Source organism: Mycolicibacterium hippocampi, assembly GCF_010723735.1.
Lineage (GTDB): Bacteria > Actinomycetota > Actinomycetes > Mycobacteriales > Mycobacteriaceae > Mycobacterium > Mycobacterium hippocampi.
In genome coordinates, this window is sequence record NZ_BLLB01000002.1 from 2,441,359 (window position 1) to 2,461,336 (window position 19,978).

Here is a 19,978-nt window from a genome sequence, read left to right on the forward strand (position 1 = left end):
ATCGCAGTGGGCAAAGGCAGGCGCACGACTTCGGTCGGTTCTGCGGGTCCGCGTCACCGCAGCACCACCACGACCTTGCCTTTGGCGGTCCGATCCTCCAGCGAGGCGATCGCCTCGGCGGCCCGCTCGAGCGGATACACCACCGGCTCGGGCGCGGGCACCGCACCCGAGGCCAGCAGCGGCTCCAGCTCCGCCCACTGCTGCTGCAGGTAGCCGGGATGGCTCAGTGTCCAGGCGCCCCACCCGACACCGACGGCGTCGACGTTGTTGAGCAGCAGCCGGTTCACCTTGATCGTGGGGATCTCCCCGCCGGTGAACCCGACGACGAGCAGCCGCCCGCCGGGAGCCAGCGAACGCAGCGAATCGGTGAACCGGTCGCCGCCCACCGGGTCGACGACGATGTCCACCCCGCGCCCGCCGGTGAGTTCCTTGACGGCGTCCTTGAAACCGTCGGCCAGCACCACGTCGTCGGCGCCTGCCGCCCGGGCGACACCGACCTTGTCCTCGCTGCTGACCACGGCGATCACCCGGGACGCGCCGAACGGGCGCGCCAGCCGCAGCGTGGAGGTGCCGATACCGCCCGCGGCGCCGTGCACGAGCACGGTCTCCCCGTCCCGCAGTCTGCCGCGGGTACGCAGCGCGAAGTGCACCGTCAGGTCGTTGAACAGCAGCCCAGCCCCTGCCTCGAACGACACCGAGTCCGGTAGCTTGAACAGCCGTTCCGATTGCAGCGCAACGACTTCGGCCATCGCCCCGCACAGCATCGTCAGCCCGGCCACCCGGTCTCCCGGCGCGACGTGGGCACCGTCGGGCGCGCTTCGGACGACCCCGGCGATCTCCGCACCCGGGGTGTAGGGCATCGCCGGCTTGTATTGATAGAGCCCGCGGGACTGCAGTGCGTCCGGAAACGCCACCCCCGCGGCGTGTACGTCGACGATGACCGTGTCGTCCCCGGCGGCGTTTTCGGCGGGTTCGTCGATCTCGACCACCTTGGCGGCCTGCGGTCCCTCGAGCTCGGCTATCTGTATGGCGCGCATCTGACCATTTAACTGCACCGTCGCGGCCGCCTCGGCCGGTACAGTCAGCTCGCCGGCAAAGTCGCCGGACCAGGGGAGTGCACAGGGAGCGCGGATGGCACGAAGCTTTGGCACCCGATTGCAGGGCGGATTCGCCCCGGCCCGGGAACTGCCCCCGGGCAGGGTCGTCGACGTCCGGTCCAGAGACGGCGTACGGCTGCACACCGAGGTGTTCGGACCCCCCGACGGCTACCCGATCGTGCTCGCGCACGGGATCACCTGCGCCATCCGGGTCTGGGCCTATCAGATCGCCGACCTGGCCCAGCACTACCGGGTGATCGCCTACGACCATCGCGGCCACGGGCGCAGCTCGGTGCCGCCGCGCCGGGGCGGTTACAGCCTCGACCACCTGGCGGCCGATCTGGACGCCGTGCTGGACGCGACTCTGGCGCCCGACGAGCGCGCGGTGGTCGCCGGCCACTCGATGGGCGGCATCGCGATCAGCTCCTGGTCGGAGCGGTATCCGCATCGGGTCGCACAGCGTGCGGACGCGGTGGCGCTGATCAATACCACCACCGGTGACCTGCTGCGCAATGTCAACCTGCTGCCTGTGCCCGCGACGCTGGCCGACGCGCGGGTGCGGGCGGCGGGGTCCTTGCTGAGGACCTTCGGGGCGGCGCCGTTGCTGCGCGCCGCGGACCGTCCGAGTCGCCGCTTCGTATCGACGATCGCGGTTGGCCGAGACGCCGACCCGGACGTCGTCGACTTCGTCTTCGAGTTGTTCAACGGCACCCCGCCGGCCGGACGCGGGGGTTGGGCGCGGGTGCTGGTCGACCACCTCGGCCCGAAGCACATCGCGCTGAAGAACCTGACGGTGCCCACGCTGGTCATCGGCAGCCAGAAAGACCGGCTGCTGCCGATGGTGTCGTCGCGCCGGATCGCGGCCACCGCGCCGAACCTTGCCCGGTTCGTCGAGCTCGCCGGTGGGCACTGCGCGATCCTGGAGCGCCCGGCCGAGGTCAACGAACACCTGCGGTGGCTGGCCGAGGAGGCGAGTCGGGCTCAGGCTGGGGCGAGCGAAACGACGGGGAAGAGTCAGGCTGGGGCGAGCGAAGCGACGGGGGAAAGTCAGGCTGGGGCGAGCGAAGCGACGGGGGAGAGTCAGGGGAGCCGCATCAGCTCCTGATGTGCCTCGGCGGCCGCCCGGAGACCGGAGCGCACCGCGCCGTCCAGAAAGCCCGTCCACTCGTCGGCGGTCTCGGTGCCCGCCCAGAAGATGGCGTCCACCGGGGCGCGCAACCACCGCCCGTGCGTCGTCCACGAGCCGGGCGGGACGGCTGCGGTCGGCCCGCCGGGCGCGAATTGCTCGGTGCCCCAACAGTGATCGAGATAGTCCACCGGGTGTGCGGCGGCGTCGCCGAACAGCGCGGCGAACCCGGCGAGCGCGACCTCGCGCCGCTTGTCGCCGGGCAACGGGTCGAAGACGCTGGCATCGGTGAAACCCAGCAGAATACCGGGGCCCGCGTCGCCGGGGCTGACGTCGAAGGTGATGAACACCGGCCCCTCGTCGGACAGCGCCTCCCCGGAGCTGCCGTTCTCCCGCCAGAACGGGGTCTTGTAGGCCGCGTAGGCCTTGCTCAGGCGTCCCTGCGGCCAATGCCGCGGGAGCTCGCGGTGCTCGGGTGGCAACGCCGGCTCGAACTCGATGCCGGCGCGGTGAGCGGGCGGGACCGCGACGACGACCGCGCGACCGCTGAACTCACCACCTGCGGTGACGACGGTCAGGGTGCCGTCGGGATGGCGTTCGATGCGCTGTACCGGTGCGCCGAGCACCACACGGTCGCCGAGTTCGTCGGCCATCCGGACCGCGATCTGCTGGGTTCCCGCCGGGAAGCGGTCCTGCTGGGCGCCGCCCTCGACGTCGAGCATGCGACCGAGTCCGCCCGCGGCCTTGACGTAGCGCACCGCATGCAGCAGCGAGACCGCGTCGGTTTCGCAGCCCCACGTCACCCGCGCCATGATCGCCATCAGGTCGCGTGTCGAGGCCCCGGCATGCACCGACCGCAGCCAGCCGTCGAGCGAGACGGCGTCGAGGTCCGCGGCGATCGGCGAGGCCCACGGCTCGGCCACCGGGACCTTCCTGCTCAACCGGTCGAACCGCCACTGGATCCGCGACACGTCGAGCAGTTCGATGATCGACAACCGGGGGATCGTGCTGCGGTAGGACCGCACCCGGCCGCGCCAGCGGATCAGGTTCTTTCCCTGGCCGTAGGTCGGGACCGACTCGCACCCCAGCTCGGCGGCCAGCGCGAGCACCGCGTCCTGGGTCGGCCCGACGAACGTCGCCCCGAGATCAACCGGCACCCCGGCCAGGTCCGCGGTGTAGGACCGGCCGCCGACGCGGTCGCGACCTTCGACGACGACAACGTCGTATCCGAGCCGGGTCAGCTCACGCGCCGCGGACAGTCCCGCGAAACCCGCTCCCACGACAACGACGTCGGCCATTCCCCCATCGTGGCGGATTCGGCGTGCAAACGTGCGCGGAGCGACGATTCGCACGCCGAAATCGCCCGATTCATTGAGCGAGATCGTCGACGCGCCGGGGGACGGACCCATATCGTGGTACGTGACCGGACCAAAGGAGCTTGCGGATGTACGGCAACGATGCAGACCCGGACTACACCGATGTGCTGATCATCGGCGCGGGGATCTCCGGGATCGGGGCTGCCTACCGCATCAAGGAGCGCAACCCGGCGATGAGCTATCGGATCCTCGAGCGGCGTTCGCGCATCGGCGGCACCTGGGACCTGTTCCGATACCCGGGCATCCGGTCCGACAGCGACATCTTCACGCTGTCGTTTCCGTGGGAGCCCTGGACGCGTCCGGAGAACGTCGCCGACGGCGAGTACATCCGGGAGTACCTGACGACGACGGCGCGCAAGCACGGCATCGACCAGCACATGCAGTTCGACACGTATGTGAAGTCCGCCGAATGGGACTCGACGACCGACACCTGGACGGTTCGCACCGAGCAGGACGGCCAGGAGCGGCTGTTCCGGTCACGCTTCGTGTTCTTCGGGACCGGCTACTACAGCTACGACGACCCGTACACCCCCGAGTTCCCCGGTATCGAACATTTCCGCGGCGAGGTGGTGCACCCGCAGTTCTGGCCCGAGAATCTGGACTACTCGGGCAAACGGGTGGTGGTGATCGGCAGCGGAGCCACCGCGATCAGCCTGATCCCGGCGCTGACCGAGAAGGCCGAACACGTGACGATGCTGCAGCGCTCGCCGACCTACATGATGTCGATGGCGCGCATCGACCCGATGGTGGACTTCATCCGCAGGGTGCTGCCGCGCAGGTTGTCCCACTCGGTGGTGCGCGTCCGCAACGCGGCCTTCCACATCCTGACCTATTTCATGTTCCGCAAGGCGCCGAAGTTCGGGCGCAAGCTCATCCGCAGCCGCGCCAAGGCGGCGCTGCCCGCCGGCTATGACGTCGACGTGCACTTCAAGCCGAAGTACAACCCGTGGGACCAGCGGATGTGCCTGATCCTCGACGACGATCTGTTCAACCGGATCAAAGACGGGCGCGCCGAGGTGGTCACCGACACCATCGACCACGTCGACGAGAACGGCATCGTGCTGAAATCCGGCGCCCGAGTGGACGCCGACGTGATCGTCACCGCGACGGGGCTGCAACTGCAGGCCCTCGGCGGCATCCGCATCATCCTCGACGACACCGAGATCAAGATCACCGACCGGTTCGTCTACAAGGAGTACCTGCTCGAGGATGTGCCGAACATGGCGTGGTGCATCGGGTACACCAACGCGTCGTGGACGCTGCGCGCGGACATGACGGCCAAAGCGTTCGCGAAGCTGTTGGCGTACATGGATTCTCGCGGTTACACGCACGCCTACCCGCATCGTGGTGACGCCCCGATGGCCGAGAAGCCGGCGTTCGACCTGCAGGCGGGTTACATCAAGCGGGCACCGCACGCGCTGCCGAGGTCAGGCACCCGCCGGCCGTGGAACGTGCGGCACAACTACGTGCTCGACGTCATCGACCACCGGTTCGACCGGATCGAGGAGTCGATGGTCTTCGGCCGCGCCGCGGTCCGCGAACCCCGCCCCGCCTGAGCGCGCACCCTTTCCGCCGGAACGGTATTCCAGCAGGGCTTGTGCGAGTGCACGCGTGCTGGAATACCGTTCCGGCGCAGAGTCAGGGGCTAGGGCGCTACGGTGAGCCAGTCGGCGAAACCTGACGGGTCGTGGCGGCCGAGCGCCCCGTGCTCGAACAGCCCCCAGCCCTCGCGTTCGGCGCCGTCGGCGTCGCGGCACACCGCGCGGCCGACGTGGTCGATGACCCCGAACCCGGCCCGGCCGACGATCGCCGGGTCGGTCATGTCGTAGGTCAGGCGCTCGGTGAAGTTCGGGCCCTTCCACATGCCGTGGATCCAGTCGGAGTCGCCGCCGTAGCCACCACCGACGTGGATCGGCACCGCCAGCTTGGACTCGACATCAAAATGAACGGGGCTGCCGTCGAACGCAGTCGCGTCGACGGTGGCCCCGGTGGGGATGCGGGTGCCGGAGCGGTAGTGGATCTTCACCCGGGGCCACCCCAGCTGTTCCACGCGACCGTCCTTCCAGATCCGCGTGCAGTCGTTGAGCGACCGGAAGCCGGTGTGATCCTCCTGGATGATCACCACGATGCCGAAGTCGTCGAACGCCATCGGAATGTAGAGCCACCACATGCCCTCGAACGGTGGGTCGTCGGGCCTGCCGGCGGGTTCGGCCTCACCGACAGGCCGGATACCCCAGGACCGGTCGCGGGTGCCGACCCATCGGGCGGGATCGACGGTGATGTCCTCACCGTCGATGGACAGCTGACCGCTCCAGGTGCCGACCTGCGCGAACCGCTGGGCGTCCAGCGTCACCCGGGTTCCGCGGCGCATGATGTGCGGCTGCTCCTGGACCACGTCGAACAGGCCGTCCCAGGTGAGATCGGCAGCGATTCCGTCGGTTTCGTCGAGCACGATCCGCAGCTTGCGCAGCGGTTCGACAACCTCGACGCGGTACCCCCCGACATGTTGGTTGAGCCGGTCCTGGTCGATGGCGTCGGACAGGTGCACCGCGGTCTGGGTATCGCCGCTGCCGCCGTATCTGCCGCCTCCGCGGCGGGCCACGAGCAGGAACGCGTCCTTCACACCCAGGTTCGGGTAGTAGCCGATGCCGGTGATGACGAAGATGTCGCCGGTGCGGTCGTGGGCGTTGTAGTAGGACCGGTCGTAGAAGTTGCGGTCCGAGGAACCGGGCCACGCGATCGGCTGCGGCACCTGGTGTACCGGGTATTCGTCCATCGGTCCGAGCATCAGTGGGATTCTCCGATCAGTCTTTTCAGCAGTGACGCGTGGTAGAAGAGGCTCTCGACGTCGTCGGGTTTCTCGATCTCCCCGAAGCGCACCCGGCGCGCCCCGGTACGCATGAACACACAGCACCAGATGACACCGGAGAACACGTAGAACCAGTCGAGGTCGCCGACCTCGACTCCGGTCAGGTCGCGGTAGGTGGCGCGTACATCCTCCTCGCGCAGGAAGTCCGGCATGCCGGGCAATCCGGCCAGCTTGGTCAGCTCCTGGAACACCATGTGCGCGAACCCGATCCACGCGACGTCGAACTCCCGCGGGCCGACGGTCGCCATCTCCCAGTCCAGCACGGCGACCGGGACGAAGTCACGGTAGATGACGTTGCCGATACGGGCGTCACCCCACACCAGCACGGGTTCGGCTGCGGCCACATCGGCGGGGAATCGGTCTTCCAGCCAGGCCAGTGCCCGTTCGACCAGCGGCGACCGGCCGATGTCGGGGACGCTGAACTCGTACCAGTTCTTCAGCCATCCGAAGTGCCGGTGCAGCGCGGTCTCGCCGGGCGGGTCGACATCCTGGAGGAAGCCGAAGACCTGCTGCGCGTGGGGGATCGAATGCAGCTTGGCCAGCACCTCCACGGTGTTGTCCTGAAGCCGGCGCTGTTGGTCGGCGGTGGCGTCGTGCAGCCAGTTGTCCCCGAAGGTGTAGGGCATCACGTCGGGCGGGACGACTCCGTCGACGCGATCCATCAGGAAGAACGGCCGGCCCAGCACGTCGCCGGTGGTCTCCAGCCAGCGCACCCGCGGGACCGCGACGTCGGTCATCTCGCCGACCAGTCGGATCACCTCGTGCTGATGGTCCAGGCGGTAGTGCTCGAACACCGGCACGTCGGCCTCGGTCGGCGCGACCCGGGCCACCCATTTCTGTTCGACCTGGTTGCCGGCCTGTTGCCACCGCCCGGACACCAGGATCGTCTCCGACGACATGCCGTTGGAGTCGACGCCGCTTTCCACGGTGATCTCCGGTGTGGCATCACCCAGCACGGTGGACAGCCACTTCGACAGCGTGGCAGGGACATCGGTCATGTCACGGCTGGACCGCTGGAGCCGCCCCACTTCCTCGACGGCTGGTTCATTGATCACGAAAGGGTCCTTCCCGCCCACCGTTACGCTACCGTGGGTAGCGTTATGAAAGCAGAGCCGTTACCGGTTGACAAGGCCCCGGGTGCCGGGCGCCCCCGGGATCCGCGTATCGACGCTGCCATATTGCGCGCCACCGCGGATCTGCTTGTCGAAATCGGATATCCGAACGTCACGATGGCCGCCGTCGCCGAGCGCGCGGGGACCACCAAGACCGCGCTGTACCGCCGATGGTCCAGCAAAACCGAACTGGTCCACGAGGCGGCGTTTCCGGCCGCTCCGACGGCGATCCAAACTCCGCCGGGGAATATCGCCGCCGATCTGCGCGCCATGATCGAAGCGGCCCGCGACGTGTTCACCAGCCCGGTGGTGCGCGCCGCGCTACCCGGGCTGATCGCCGACATGTCGGCCGACACCGAGCTGAGCGGGCGGGTCACGGCGCGGTTCACCGACCTCTTCGGTGTGGTGCGCGCCCGGTTGCACGACGCGGTCGAGCGCGGCGAGGTACGCGCCGGCGTGGACCCGGACAGGCTCGTCGGGCTGATCGGCGGCGCGACGCTGCTGGCGCTCCTGCAAACCCCCGACGAGCTCGCCGGGTCCGCGTGGGTCGACAACACCGCCGCGATCCTGCTGCACGGTGTGGTGGCATAGCGGAATGTCCGAAGAGCAGTCCCTGCAGCCGTTCCCGTCGGACTGGCGCACCGCGCTGGTGCTCGTCCCGCATCCCGACGATCCGGAGTACGGCATCGGCGCCGCGGTGGCCGCGTGGACCGCGTCCGGCAAGACGGTGCACTACGCACTCGCCACCCGCGGCGAGGCCGGCATCGAGGGTATGCCGCCGGATCAGGCGGCGCCGGTGCGGGAGGCAGAGCAGCGGCGGTCGGCGGCGGTCGTCGGTGTGCACGACGTGCGCTTCTGGGACTTTCCCGACAGCCAGGTGCGGGACACGCCGCAGTTGCGCGGGCAGATCGCCGAGACGATCTCCGAGACCGGACCCGAGGTGGTCATCACCATCTACGGCGGCCCGCGGTGGGCGCCTGATGCGCCGAACCAGGCCGACCACATCGAGTTCGCCAATGCCGTTGCGGCGGCCTTTGATTCGTTGCCGGATCCGCCCCGCTGGCTTTTCGAGAACGGCCCGGAGGCGACGCACGGGCAGCCGGTGGACGGGTTCGTCGACGCCGCCGTGGCATCGCTGGCCGCCCACGAGGCCTACTTGCGGGTCCTCGACCCGGACACACCGGTCATCGAGCAGGCGCGCACTCAGGTCGAGGAGACGACCCGCCCGCACCCGTCGTTCGACGGCCGGCCGACGGTGCAGTTCATCTTGCGCCGACCGATCAATCCGGCCTGATCTGTTCCTTGTTGCGTTGCGACACCGCCTCGAACGCGACACCGAGGGTGTCGAAATCCCGGTGCTGGGCAAACGCGATCTTCTCCTCGGCCGCCAGCGCCGGGCCGGTCACCGCCGACGCACCGGTCGTGTAGATCTCCTTGAGGCCGCGCATCGTCGGCCGCGGCACGTCGGCGATCTGGGCGGCGAGTTCGACCGCCCGCTCGAGCAACCGCTGATGGGGCACCACCTCGGTCACCAGTCCGATCCGCTCGGCGCGCGCGGCGTCGACGACCTCGCCGGTCATCGACAGCCGCCGGGCCATCGCCGCGCCGATCAGTTGAGGGAGGCGGGCGGTCATCCCGCCGCCGGGCAGGATCCCCACCCGGGCGTGGGTGTCGGCGAACACCGCCCGTTCCGACGCGATCAGGAAGTCGCAGCCCAGCGCCATCTCCAGGCCACCGGTGAAGGTGGCGCCGTTGATCGCGCCGACGACCGGGGTGCGCATCTTGGCCACGGCCGCGATGCAACTCTGTGATCGGAACTCTTCGAAGTAGGACAACCCGTCGCGCGCCGCCTCTTTGAGGTCGACGCCGGCGCAGAATGCCGGATCGGTTCCGGTCAGCACGACCGCGCGCACCGACTCGTCCTCGTCAGCCGCTGTCAGCGCGGCGTAGGTCGCTCGAATCAGGTCCCGGCTCAGAGCGTTCCGCGCGGCAGGACGGTTCAACGTCACCACCCGGACTGCGCCCCGGTCGAGGGTCAGCGCCAGCGTCTCGGTCATCACTTCATCATTCGTGTCAAAAGAACCGGTCCGCCGAATTGGCGAGGTCCAGCAGCGGCTGCGGCAGCGCACCGAGTGCAAATGTGACCGCCGCGGTGACGGTGACGACGGCCGTCGTCAGCGCGCTGGGCATCACCACCACCGGGGCGTCGTCGGGGCGGTCGGTGAAGAACATCAACACGATCACCCGGACATAGAAGTACGCCGCGATGGCGCTGGCGATCACGCCGACCACCACCAACGGGATGGCGCCGCCCTCGCCGGCGGCCTTGAACACCGCGAACTTGCTGACGAACCCACTGGTCAACGGGATACCCGCGAAAGCGAGCAGGAACAGCGAGAAGACCACCCCGACAACGGGATAGCGCTTCCCCAGGCCGGCCCACCGCGACATCGTGGCGTCCTCCTCACCCGCGGTGTCACGGACCAGGCTGACCACGGCGAACGCCCCGACGGTGGAGAAGCCGTAGGCGAACAGATAGAACAGCGTCGACGACAACCCGGCCTCGTTGCCGGCGATCACGCCGGTCAGGATGAACCCGGTGTGGGCCACCGCCGAATAGCCGAGCATCCGTTTCACGTCGGTCTGGGTGACCGCCGTGATCGTGCCGACCACCATCGTCAGGATCGCGATCGCCCACAGCACGGGCCGCCAGTCGGCGTGCAATTCCGGCAGCGCCACGTAGAACAGTCGCAGCATCGCGCCGAACGCGGCGATCTTGGTGGCGGCGGACATGAAGGCGGTGATCGGGGTGGGCGCGCCCTGGTACACGTCGGGAATCCACGAATGGAACGGCACGGCACCGACTTTGAACAACACGCCGACCAACACCAACCCGGTCCCGACGAGGGCGAGCGACGGCTTGCCGGCGCCGGAGGACACCGCCTCGGCGATGCCGTCGAGTGACATCGTGCCGGCGTACCCGTACAGCATCGCCGCGCCGTAGAGGAAGAAGGCCGACGAGAAGGCGCCGAGCAGAAAGTACTTCAGCGCCGATTCCTGCGAGAGCAGCCGTCGCCGTCGTGCCAGGCCGCACAGCAGATACAGCGGAAGCGACAGCACTTCCAATGCGATGAACATCGTCAACAGGTCGTTGGCCGCGGGGAAGAGCAGCATGCCGCCCACCGCGAACAGTGTCAGCGGGAACACCTCGGTCTGGGTGATGCCCGCCCGGGTCGCCAGCTTCTCGTCGACACTTCCCGCGATCGCCGAGGCCTGCGGGGTGAATGCGTCCAGCCCGCGGGAATCCGCTGTGTTGTCGGCATGCTCGCCGGTGTGCCCGATCTGCCGCTCACCGATCAGCAGCACCCCCAGCACGCCGACCAACAGGATGGTGCCCTGCAGGAACAACGCGGGCCTGTCGACGGCGACAGAGCCCATCATCGCGGTGAATCCGCTGCCGCCGCCCAGGTCTCGAGACACCATGACCACGGCGACGAACGCTGCGACCAGCGCGGCGAGGCTCAGGGCCACCTGGGCGCCGTAGCGCTGCCGCCGGGGTAGGAAGGCCTCGACGAGAACACCGACGACGGCCGCGCCGAGCACGATGAGCATGGGGGACAGCAGCCAGTACTCGACGCTGGGAGTGGGGACGTTCATCGCGCCGGGCCTTCCGCCATCCGGGGTGCCGGGTCAGGCTGATCGATTGTGGTCAGAGTATGGGTCACCGCGGGGTTGATGACGTCGAGCGCCGGCTTGGGATACACCCCGAGCACCAGCAGCAGCGCGATCAGCGGGGTGACGACGACGAGCTCCCGCGGCACCAGATCACGCAGCTTGCCCTCGCCGTGGGCCAGTTCGTCGGGCACCGGCCCGGTCATCATCCGCTGATACATCCACAGGATGTAGATCGCGGACAGCACCAACGCGCTGGCCGCCAGGACGGCGAACACCGGGTACCGGGTGAATGTGCCGATCAGCACCAGGAACTCACTGATGAACGGCGCGAGCCCGGGCAGCGACAGCGTCGCCAGCCCGGACACCAGGAATGTCCCGGCCAACACCGGCGCCACCTTCTGCACCCCGCCGTAGTCACGGATGAGACGAGACCCCCGCCGCGACACCAGGAATCCGGCGATCAGGAACAGCGCCGCGGTCGAGATGCCGTGGTTGACCATGTACAGCGTCGAGCCGGACTGGCCCTGGCTGGTCATCACGAAGATGCCGAGGATGATGAACCCGAAGTGTGAGATGGACGTGTACGCGATCAGCCGCATCACGTCGGTCTGGCCGATCGCCACCACAGCGCCGTAGACGATCCCGATCACCGCGAGCGTGATGATCAGCGGGCTGAAGTACTTGGCGGAGTCGGGGAACAGTTGCAGGCAGTACCGGATCATGCCGAACGTGCCGACCTTGTCCATGATCGCCATCATCAGCACCGCGCTCGCCGGCGTCGCCTCCACCGCCGAGTCGGGCAGCCACCGGTGCAGCGGCCACAGCGGTGCTTTGACGGCGAAGGCGAACATGAACCCGCCGAACAGCAGGTGCATCACCATCGGGTTCACCACGAACTCGCCGCCGGCCACCGCCGCGACGATCTCGCGGAAATCGAACGTTCCCGCGGCGAAGGCGTCGCTCTGCGCGGTCACCACATACAGGCCGACGACCGCCGCCAGCATGATCAGACCGCCGAACAGGTTGTACAGCAGGAACTTCACCGCTGCGGCGCTGCGGTTCGCACCACCGAAGCCGCCGATCAAGAAGTACATCGGGATCAGCATGGCTTCGAAGAACACGTAGAACAGCAGGATGTCCAGCGACACCAGCGAGATCAACACCATGCCCTCGACGGCCAGCGTCAACGCGAAGTAGATGTGCACCGAGCGACCGCCCCAGCTGAGCCGGTCGCGGGCGTCGTTCCAGCCGGCGATGATCAGCAGGGGCACCAGCACCGCGGTCAGTACCACCAGGGCCAACGCGATGCCGTCGACACCGAGGATGTAGCCGGTGCCGAAAGACGGTATCCACTGGTGTGATTCGACGAACTGGAATTGCTCACCGGCGGGGTCGAACCCGACGGCCACCACCGCCGTGACTGCCAGCACCGCCAACGACACCGCCAGCGCGGTCCACTTCGCGAGAGCGCGCTGGCTCGCCGGCAGCAGCATCACCAACACCGCGCCCAGCATGGGAACCGCCCACAGCACCGTCAGCCACGGAAACGAGGTCACCACAGGTTCACCGCCAGGATCGCCGCGACGACGAGGACCGTGCCGGCGAGCATCGACAGGGCGTAGGACCGGGCGAAGCCGGTCTGCAGCCGCCGTAGACCGTCGGACACGCGGCCGACGGCGGCGCCCAGTCCGCTGCCCGCACCGTCGACTGCCTCGTCGTCGATCTCGACCAGTCCGGCCGTGATGACCGCTCCCGGGCCCATCAGCACCTTCTCGTTGAACACGTCGCCGTACAGGTCGCGGCGCGCCGCGACCGTCAGCGCCGAACCGGCTGGAACCGCTTCGGGTACCGGCCGCGAACCGTACATGCGGTAGGCGATGACGATCCCGACGGCGACCACCGACAGCACGATCACCGTCACCACCCACACCGGCAGCACATGGTGGATCTCCGCGGAGCCGACCACCGGGGCCAGCCAGTGCTCGAGGGTGCCGCCGATCGCCAGGGCGGCGCCTGCGGTGACCGAGCCGACCGCCAGCAGGATCATCGGCACGGTCATCACCGCGGGGGACTCGTGCGGATGCGCGCTGTGTCCTTCCCCCGTCGCTTCGCTCGCCCTGTCATTCCAGCGTTTCGGCCCGAAGAACGTCATCAGCATCACCCGGGTCATGTAGAACGCGGTGATTCCGGCGCCCAGAATCGTTGCGCCACCAAGGATGATGCCCTTGACCCCGCCTGCGCCCAGCGCGACTTCGATGATGCCGTCCTTGGAGAAGAACCCGGCCAGCGGCGGGATGCCGATGATCGCGAGATAACCCAGCCCGAAGGTGACGAACGTGATCGGCAATGCCTTGCGGAGTCCGCCGTAGCGGCGCATGTCGACCTCGTCGTCCATCGCGTGCATGACCGACCCGGCACCGAGGAACAGGCCGGCCTTGAAGAAGCCGTGGGTCAGCAGGTGCATGATCGCGAACGCATAGCCGACCGGGCCCAGGCCGGCGGCCAGCACCATGTAACCGATCTGGCTCATCGTCGACGCGGCCAGCGCCTTCTTGATGTCGTCCTTCGCGCAGCCGATGACGGCGCCGAACAACAGCGTCACCGCGCCGACGACCACGACGGCGGTCTGCGCATGCGGGGCCAGGTCGAACACCGGTCCCGAGCGCACGATCAGATAAACGCCGGCGGTGACCATGGTGGCGGCGTGGATCAGCGCCGACACCGGTGTCGGGCCCTCCATGGCGTCGCCGAGCCAGGACTGCAGCGGAACCTGCGCGGACTTACCGCATGCGGCCAGCAGCAGCATCAACCCGATCGCGGTCAACGTGCCCTCGGTGAGCACCGGCGCGGCGTCGAACACGGCGCCGAACGACACGGATCCGACGGCGGCGAACATCACCATCAGAGCGATCGCCAAGCCGACGTCACCGACCCGGTTGACGACAAACGCCTTCTTGGCCGCCGTCGCGGCCGACGGCTTGTGCGACCAGAACCCGATGAGCAGGTACGACGCCAGACCCACACCCTCCCAGCCCATGTAGAGGCCGAGGTAGTTGTCGGCCAGCACCAGCAGCAGCATCGCCGCCAGGAATAGATTGAGGTAGCCGAAAAACCGTCGGCGTCCGGGATCTTCGGCCATGTAGCCGATCGAGTAGACATGGATCAGCGAACCGACGCCGGTGATCAGCAGCACAAAGCACATCGACAGCTGGTCTAGCTGCAGACCGAAGTCGACGCGCAGCTCGCCGACCGGAACCCAGGAGAACAGCGATTCCCGGGTCGTCCTGCTCTCGGCGTCACGGCCGACCATGTCGACGAACAGCACTGCGGCACAAACGAAGGACGCCACCGCGGCAAACGTCCCCAGCAGGTGACCCCACCGGTCGGTGCGCCGGCCGGCCAGCAGCAGGACCGCCGCACCCGCCAGTGGCAGCGCGATCAGGAGCCACACAGGAACTGTCATCGGCTCATCAGGCCCGTCTCTTCTTCGCGCAAGCGGCTCATCAGTTCTTCAGCAGGCTTGCGTCGTCGACGCTGGCAGAGCGTCGGGAACGGAAGATGGTCATGATGATGGCCAGGCCGATCACCACCTCGCATGCGGCGACCACCATCGTGAAGAACGCCACCACCTGACCGTCGAAGTGTCCGTGCATCCGGGAGAACGCGACAAACGCCAGGTTCGCGGCGTTGAGCATCAGTTCCACGCACATGAACATGACCAGCGCGTTGCGGCGCAGCAGCACCCCGGAGGCGCCGATGGTGAACAGCAGCACCGACAGATAGAGGTAGTTCTCGGGATTCACCGAAGCTCACCGCCGACGCCGCCGTCCTCGCTGTCCGGATCTCGGGGTACCTCGCGCAATTGCAGGATCGCGCTGACCGACAGTTCGGAGGCCGAACCGTCGGGCAGTCGGGCCGGCACGTCGACGGAGTTGTGCCGTGCGTAGACGCCCGGGTTGGGCAGTGTGGTCGGGTGCCCGCCCGGCGCGAACCGCTCGGCGGCCCGCTCCCGCTGGGTCTTGCGTCGCTCCAGTCGTTCCCGGTGTGCCAGCAGCATTGCTCCCAGCGTGGCCGTGATCAGCAGTGTCCCGGTCAGTTCGAAGGCCCACAGGTAGCGGGTGAAGATCAGCGCCGCCAACCCTTCGACGTTGCCGTACGCGTTCGCCTCGGTCATGCCGGCAAACCCGCTCACCGAGAAGCTGCCGATGCCGGCGATCAACAGGACTCCGAAGCCCGCACCGCTGCCGATCGCCGCGAGGCGTTGGCCGCGAAGGGTTTCCACCAGGGAATCCGAGGAGTCGACACCGATCAGCATCAGCACGAACAGGAACAGCATCATCACCGCGCCGGTGTACACGACCACCTGGACCACGCCGAGAAACGGTGCGTCCTGGGCGATGTAGAGCACAGCGAGCGCGATCATCGTGACAGCCAGCGCGATCGCCGAGTAGACCGCCTTCGGCGCGGCGACCACGCCGAGGGCGCCGGCCACCGCCACCGGCGCGAGGATCCAGAACAGGACGGCTTCGCCGGTGGTGGTGTTACCGGATTCGGTGATCGCTGCGAGGATCTCGGTGCTCACCGCGCCTCCTCGGTGGGGCTGATGTTACCGAGGTAGTAGTCCTCGTCGGTGCTGCCCGGTGCCATCGGGTGAGGTGGCTGCTCCATGCCGGGCTGCAGCGGGGCCAGCAACTTGTCCTTGCCCAGGATCAGGTCGGCCCGGTTGTCGTCGGCCATCTCGTAGTCGGTGGTCATCGTCAGCGCCCGGGTGGGGCAGGCCTCGATGCACAATCCGCACCCGATGCAGCGCAGGTAGTTGATCTGGTAGACGCGGCCGTAGCGCTCGCCGGGTGAAAACCGTTCGTCCTCGGTGTTGTCGGCGCCTTCGACGAAGATGGCGTCGGCGGGGCAGGCCCAGGCGCACAGCTCGCAGCCGATGCACTTCTCCAGCCCGTCGGGATACCGGTTGAGCTGATGACGGCCGTGGTACCGCGGCGCCACGGGGCCGGGTTTCTCCGGGTACTCCTCGGTGACCGGCTTCTTGAACATCGATCCGAACGTGACGCCGAACCCTGCGACGGCATCGAGGAACTTAGGCATCTGCGGGCTCCTTCGCCGGCATCGGCGGCACCGGGAAGGCACCGTCGTCGACCGATCGGGCGGGTGGTGCGGGGGTCCTGCGTACGTTCCTGGCGCGCACGGCTCGCCAGCCGGCGAGCAGCAGAGCGATCGTCGCCACGATGCCCGCGCCGATCAGTGCGGTGGCCCAGGCCTGGTAGCCGGAGTCCCGCAGCGTGCGGGTGGCCGCGACGATCATCGTCCACCCGAGCGCCACCGGGATCAGGATCTTCCAGCCCAGCGCCATGAATTGGTCGTAGCGCATCCGGGGCAGGGTGGCGCGCAACCACATGAACACGAACAGGAACAGCCACACTTTCGCGGTGAACCACAGCAGCGGCCACCAGCCGGTGTTGGCACCGTCGATGATGCTGATCGGCCACGGCGCGTGCCAGCCACCGAGGAACAGTGTGGTGGCCAGCGCCGACACCGTCGTCATGTTGACGTACTCGGCGAGCATGAACATCGCGAACTTCAACGACGAGTACTCGGTGTGGAACCCGCCGACGAGTTCACCCTCGGCTTCGGGCAGATCGAATGGTGCCCGGTTGGTTTCGCCGACCATCGAGGTCAGGTAGACCAGGAACGACGGCAACAGCAGGAAGATGAACCAGACGTCGTTCTGGGCCGCGACGATCCCCGAGGTCGACATGGTCCCGGCGTAGATGAACACCGTGACGAACGACAGCGCCATCGCGATTTCGTAGGAGACCACCTGCGCCGACGACCTCAGCCCGCCCAGCAGAGGGTAGACCGAGCCCGACGCCCAGCCGGCCAGCACGATGCCGTACACCCCGATCGAGGTGACCGCGAGGATGTAGAGCACCGCCACGGGCAGGTCGGTGAGCTGCAGGGCGGTCCGGTGGCCGAACACCGACACCTCGCCACCCATCGGAATGACGGCGAATGCCATGAACGCCGGTATCACCGCGATGACCGGCGCGGCCAGGTAGATCCCCTTGTCCACCCCGGCGGGGATCAGCCCCTCTTTGAGGGCGAGCTTGACACCGTCGGCCAGCGACTGCAGCAGCCCTCCCGGTCCGACCCGGTTGGGCCCGAGACGCAACTGCATGCGGCCCAGGATCTTTCGTTCGATCAGGATGGCCGACAGCACGGTCAGCAGCAGGAAGACGAAGATGCCCAGGGACTTCGCCAGGATCAGCCACCAGGGATCGTGGCCGAACAGTGTCGGATCTGGATAGGTCACGCCGGACCCCTTCCGATCGCCACAACCGCCCCCAGCGACACCCCGAGGGTGTGGTGCACCGAGCTGCCGGCGGAGTTCAGCGGCAGCCACACCACGCGGTCGTCCATGTCGGTGATCTCCAGTGGAAGCGTGATGGCGCCGTGGTCGGTTCGCACAGTCACCGGTTCGCCGTGGGCGGCGCCGATCTCGGCGGCGGTCGCGGCCGACAGCCGCACCTGGGGCGCGCGGGCGGTACCGGCGAGGTGCGGTTCGCCGTCTTGAAGTCGCCCGGCGTCGAGCAGCATTCGCCAGCCCGTCAGGACCGCCTGCCCGCTCACCGGGTGCGACGGTGCGACCCCGGACTGTGGCGGCTCTTGGCGGGCCCCCGCCCACAGTCCGAGCGCGGCGTGTTCGTCGGCGGCCGCGGTGACCGTCCGCAGGCCGAGGTCGACGCCGATCTCGTCGGCCAGGAAGGTCAGCACCCGCAGGTCCGGGACCGCGTTGGTGTGCAGCGACGGCTCGAAGGGCCGGATCCGTCCCTCCCAGTTGACGAACGAACCCGCCTTCTCCACCACCGGCGCGATCGGGAACACCACGTCGGCACGGGCGGTGACCGCACTCTCGCGCAGTTCCAGGCTCACGACGAACGGGGCCGCTTCGATCGCGGCCAGCGCGGCGCCGGGATCGGGCAGATCGTCGAGTTCGACGCCGCCGACGAGCAGAGCGCCGAGTTCACCGTGGCGTGCCGCGTGCAGGATCGCTGTGGTGTCGCGACCCGGCACGTTCGGCAGCTCGTCGACGTGCCAGGCGGTGGCCATCTGTTCGCGGGCCGCCGCATCGGCCACCGGACGCCCGCCGGGCAGCAGGTTCGGCAATGCGCCGGCCTCCAGGGCGCCCCGCTCACCGGCGCGCCGGGGCACCCAGGCCAGCCGTGCCCCGGTGGCCTGGGCGAGACGTCCCGCAGCCGACAGTGCGCCCGGGGAGGCCGCGAGCCGTTCACCGACCAGGATCAGCGACCCGGGCATCGTCAGCGATTCGTCGTCGGTCAACCGGTCCAGCGCATCGGCCTCGCCTGCCGGGCCGGACCTGATCAAGCGGCCCGACAGCTTCGTCAGGCCGCTGGAGGCGAACGGCGCGATCGAGTGCACCGCCAGGCCGCGCTTTCGCACCGCCTTGCGCAGTCGCAGGAAGATGATCGGCGACTCTTCCTCGGGTTCGAGCCCGGCCAACAGCACCGCCGGTGCGTTCTCCACATCCGAGTAGGTCACCGTCATCGGCCGGCCGGCGATGTGGGCGGCCAGGAAGTCGGCCTCCTCGGCGCTGTGCGCCCTGGCGCGGAAGTCGACGTCGTTGGTACCCAGCACGATTCGGGCGAACTTGGCGTAGGCGTAGGCGTCCTCGGCCGTCACCCGGCCGCCGACGAGCACCCCGGCCCTGCCGTGCGCCGCCGCCAGCCCGGCCCCGGCCACCGTGTGCGCTTCGGACCACGACGCCGGTCGCAACCCGCCGTCGGGAGAATCGGCGTCGCGCACCAGCGGCGTGGTGATCCGGTCGCCGACCGTCGCGTAGGTGAACGCCCACCGGCCCTTGTCGCAGTTCCATTCCTCGTTCACCGCGGGATCGTCACCGGCCAGGCGGCGCAGCACCTTGCCACGACGGTGGTCGGTGCGCTGGGCGCAACCCGACGCGCAGTGTTCGCAGACACTCGGGCTGGACACCAGGTCGAAGGGCCGCGCCCGGAACCGGTAGGCCGCACCGGTCAGCGCCCCCACCGGGCAGATCTGCACGGTGTTGCCGGAGAAGTACGACTGGAACGGTTCGCCCGGGGCGATCCCGACCTGTTGCAGCGCGCCCCGCTCCATCAACTCGATGAACGGGTCACCGGCGATCTGGTCGGAGAACCGGGTGCACCGGGCGCACAGCACACAGCGCTCACGGTCGAGCAGTACCTGCGACGAGACGTTGATCGGCTTCGGGAACGTGCGCTTGACATCCTCGAAGCGGGTCTCGGGGCGTCCGTTGGACATCGCCTGGTTCTGCAGCGGGCACTCACCGCCCTTGTCGCAGACCGGGCAGTCCAGCGGATGGTTGATGAGCAGCAACTCCATCACGCCGTGCTGCGCCTTGTCGGCGGCCTCGGAGGTGAACTGGGTGCGCACCACCATGTCCGGGGTGCAGGTGATCGTGCAGGACGCCATCGGTTTGCGCTGTCCCTCGACCTCGACCAGGCACTGCCGGCACGCGCCGACCGGGTCGAGCAGCGGGTGGTCGCAGAACCGGGGGATCTGCACCCCCATCAACTCGGCGGCGCGGATCACCAGGGTGCCCTTGGGAACGCTGACCTGCGCCCCGTCGATCGTCAGCGTGACCATCTCGACCGGAGGCGCGTCGTGGTTGTGCTCAGCGAGCGTCATGCACC

17 protein-coding genes are annotated in these 19,978 nt (G+C 68.4%); 4 read left to right on the forward strand and 13 right to left on the reverse strand.

Annotated features, from left to right (window positions below):
* Nucleotides 1-53: 53 nt before the first annotated feature.
* On the reverse strand, nt 54-1,037 hold the full coding sequence (locus G6N53_RS12875) for an NADPH:quinone oxidoreductase family protein (RefSeq protein ID WP_163888828.1): 984 nt from the start codon (nt 1,035-1,037) through the stop codon (nt 54-56).
* 94 nt (nt 1,038-1,131) lie between these two features.
* Between G6N53_RS12875 and G6N53_RS12880 the strand changes: the two genes are divergently transcribed.
* On the forward strand, nt 1,132-2,202 hold the full coding sequence (locus G6N53_RS12880) for an alpha/beta fold hydrolase (protein WP_163888830.1): 1,071 nt from the start codon (nt 1,132-1,134) through the stop codon (nt 2,200-2,202).
* Here the strand turns inward: G6N53_RS12880 and G6N53_RS12885 are convergent.
* Nucleotides 2,178-3,632: a flavin monoamine oxidase family protein gene (locus G6N53_RS12885; protein WP_353961940.1), complete on the reverse strand. Its 1,455-nt coding sequence runs from the start codon at nt 3,630-3,632 to the stop codon at nt 2,178-2,180. The genes G6N53_RS12880 and G6N53_RS12885 overlap by 25 nt on opposite strands.
* A gap of 35 nt (nt 3,633-3,667) precedes the next feature.
* Between G6N53_RS12885 and G6N53_RS12890 the strand changes: the two genes are divergently transcribed.
* The gene (locus tag G6N53_RS12890) at nt 3,668-5,155 is read left to right on the forward strand and encodes a flavin-containing monooxygenase (RefSeq protein ID WP_163888834.1); all 1,488 of its coding nucleotides are present in this window, start codon (nt 3,668-3,670) and stop codon (nt 5,153-5,155) included.
* 89 nt (nt 5,156-5,244) lie between these two features.
* Here the strand turns inward: G6N53_RS12890 and G6N53_RS12895 are convergent, their stop codons facing one another.
* Together G6N53_RS12895 and G6N53_RS12900 are read right to left on the reverse strand one after the other, a co-directional pair.
* The gene (locus G6N53_RS12895) at nt 5,245-6,396 is read right to left on the reverse strand and encodes an Rv3169 family protein (RefSeq protein ID WP_205390551.1); all 1,152 of its coding nucleotides are present in this window, start codon (nt 6,394-6,396) and stop codon (nt 5,245-5,247) included.
* Nucleotides 6,387-7,523 carry a phosphotransferase family protein gene (locus G6N53_RS12900; protein ID WP_163888838.1) on the reverse strand — a complete coding sequence of 379 codons (1,137 nt, stop codon included), beginning with the start codon at nt 7,521-7,523 and terminating at the stop codon, nt 6,387-6,389. Before G6N53_RS12900 ends, G6N53_RS12895 begins: the two co-directional genes overlap by 10 nt.
* Before the next feature lie 45 nt (nt 7,524-7,568).
* On the opposite strand from G6N53_RS12900, the gene G6N53_RS12905 reads away from it, so the two are divergent.
* Both G6N53_RS12905 and G6N53_RS12910 read left to right on the forward strand, forming a co-directional pair.
* Nucleotides 7,569-8,171, forward strand: a complete 603-nt coding sequence (locus G6N53_RS12905; RefSeq protein WP_163888841.1) for a TetR/AcrR family transcriptional regulator C-terminal ligand-binding domain-containing protein — start codon at nt 7,569-7,571, stop codon at nt 8,169-8,171.
* A gap of 4 nt (nt 8,172-8,175) precedes the next feature.
* On the forward strand, nt 8,176-8,874 hold the full coding sequence (locus tag G6N53_RS12910) for a PIG-L deacetylase family protein (RefSeq protein WP_163888843.1): 699 nt from the start codon (nt 8,176-8,178) through the stop codon (nt 8,872-8,874).
* Here G6N53_RS12910 and G6N53_RS12915 read toward each other — a convergent pair.
* Genes G6N53_RS12915 through G6N53_RS12955 form a run of 9 tightly spaced genes read right to left on the reverse strand, consistent with a single transcriptional unit; the run spans nt 8,861 to nt 19,973 of the window.
* Nucleotides 8,861-9,637, reverse strand: a complete 777-nt coding sequence (locus G6N53_RS12915) for an enoyl-CoA hydratase (protein WP_163888845.1) — start codon at nt 9,635-9,637, stop codon at nt 8,861-8,863. The two genes, G6N53_RS12910 and G6N53_RS12915, sit on opposite strands and share 14 nt — an antisense overlap.
* A 16-nt stretch (nt 9,638-9,653) precedes the next feature.
* Entirely contained in the window at nt 9,654-11,237 is a 1,584-nt protein-coding gene (gene nuoN / locus G6N53_RS12920) for an NADH-quinone oxidoreductase subunit NuoN (RefSeq protein ID WP_163888847.1), read from the reverse strand.
* Nucleotides 11,234-12,811, reverse strand: coding sequence for an NADH-quinone oxidoreductase subunit M (locus tag G6N53_RS12925; protein ID WP_205390374.1), 1,578 nt, complete (start codon nt 12,809-12,811; stop codon nt 11,234-11,236). The genes nuoN and G6N53_RS12925 overlap by 4 nt, the downstream gene beginning before the upstream one ends.
* Nucleotides 12,808-14,718 (reverse strand): NADH-quinone oxidoreductase subunit L, encoded by a 1,911-nt coding sequence (nuoL, locus tag G6N53_RS12930; protein ID WP_163888851.1) that lies wholly within the window; start codon nt 14,716-14,718, stop codon nt 12,808-12,810. The genes G6N53_RS12925 and nuoL overlap by 4 nt, the downstream gene beginning before the upstream one ends.
* 40 nt (nt 14,719-14,758) lie before the next feature.
* The gene (gene nuoK, locus G6N53_RS12935) at nt 14,759-15,058 is read right to left on the reverse strand and encodes an NADH-quinone oxidoreductase subunit NuoK (RefSeq protein WP_163888854.1); all 300 of its coding nucleotides are present in this window, start codon (nt 15,056-15,058) and stop codon (nt 14,759-14,761) included.
* Nucleotides 15,055-15,837, reverse strand: a complete 783-nt coding sequence (locus tag G6N53_RS12940; protein ID WP_163888856.1) for an NADH-quinone oxidoreductase subunit J — start codon at nt 15,835-15,837, stop codon at nt 15,055-15,057. The genes nuoK and G6N53_RS12940 overlap by 4 nt, the downstream gene beginning before the upstream one ends.
* A complete protein-coding gene (gene nuoI, locus G6N53_RS12945) occupies nt 15,834-16,355 on the reverse strand; it encodes an NADH-quinone oxidoreductase subunit NuoI (protein ID WP_163888858.1) in 522 nt (173 codons plus the stop codon). The genes G6N53_RS12940 and nuoI overlap by 4 nt, the downstream gene beginning before the upstream one ends.
* The gene (nuoH, locus tag G6N53_RS12950) at nt 16,348-17,580 is read right to left on the reverse strand and encodes an NADH-quinone oxidoreductase subunit NuoH (protein ID WP_163888860.1); all 1,233 of its coding nucleotides are present in this window, start codon (nt 17,578-17,580) and stop codon (nt 16,348-16,350) included. The genes nuoI and nuoH overlap by 8 nt, the downstream gene beginning before the upstream one ends.
* Nucleotides 17,577-19,973: an NADH-quinone oxidoreductase subunit G gene (locus G6N53_RS12955; protein ID WP_163888862.1), complete on the reverse strand. Its 2,397-nt coding sequence runs from the start codon at nt 19,971-19,973 to the stop codon at nt 17,577-17,579. The genes nuoH and G6N53_RS12955 overlap by 4 nt, the downstream gene beginning before the upstream one ends.
* Nucleotides 19,974-19,978 lie beyond the last annotated feature (5 nt).

What these genes read in the sequence shown, in the direction of transcription:
- G6N53_RS12880 (WP_163888830.1), top strand. Translation starts at nt 1,132, where the DNA reads ATGGCACGAAGCTTTGGCACCCGATTGCAGGGCGGATTCGCCCCGGCC.
- nuoI (WP_163888858.1), bottom strand. Translation starts at nt 16,355, where the DNA reads ATGCCTAAGTTCCTCGATGCCGTCGCAGGGTTCGGCGTCACGTTCGGA.
- G6N53_RS12875 (WP_163888828.1), bottom strand. Translation starts at nt 1,037, where the DNA reads ATGCGCGCCATACAGATAGCCGAGCTCGAGGGACCGCAGGCCGCCAAG.
- G6N53_RS12915 (WP_163888845.1), bottom strand. Translation starts at nt 9,637, where the DNA reads ATGACCGAGACGCTGGCGCTGACCCTCGACCGGGGCGCAGTCCGGGTG.
- nuoL (WP_163888851.1), bottom strand. Translation starts at nt 14,718, where the DNA reads ATGACAGTTCCTGTGTGGCTCCTGATCGCGCTGCCACTGGCGGGTGCG.
- G6N53_RS12910 (WP_163888843.1), top strand. Translation starts at nt 8,176, where the DNA reads ATGTCCGAAGAGCAGTCCCTGCAGCCGTTCCCGTCGGACTGGCGCACC.
- G6N53_RS12885 (WP_353961940.1), bottom strand. Translation starts at nt 3,632, where the DNA reads ATGGGTCCGTCCCCCGGCGCGTCGACGATCTCGCTCAATGAATCGGGC.
- G6N53_RS12890 (WP_163888834.1), top strand. Translation starts at nt 3,668, where the DNA reads ATGTACGGCAACGATGCAGACCCGGACTACACCGATGTGCTGATCATC.
- G6N53_RS12905 (WP_163888841.1), top strand. Translation starts at nt 7,569, where the DNA reads ATGAAAGCAGAGCCGTTACCGGTTGACAAGGCCCCGGGTGCCGGGCGC.
- G6N53_RS12955 (WP_163888862.1), bottom strand. Translation starts at nt 19,973, where the DNA reads ATGACGCTCGCTGAGCACAACCACGACGCGCCTCCGGTCGAGATGGTC.
- nuoN (WP_163888847.1), bottom strand. Translation starts at nt 11,237, where the DNA reads ATGAACGTCCCCACTCCCAGCGTCGAGTACTGGCTGCTGTCCCCCATG.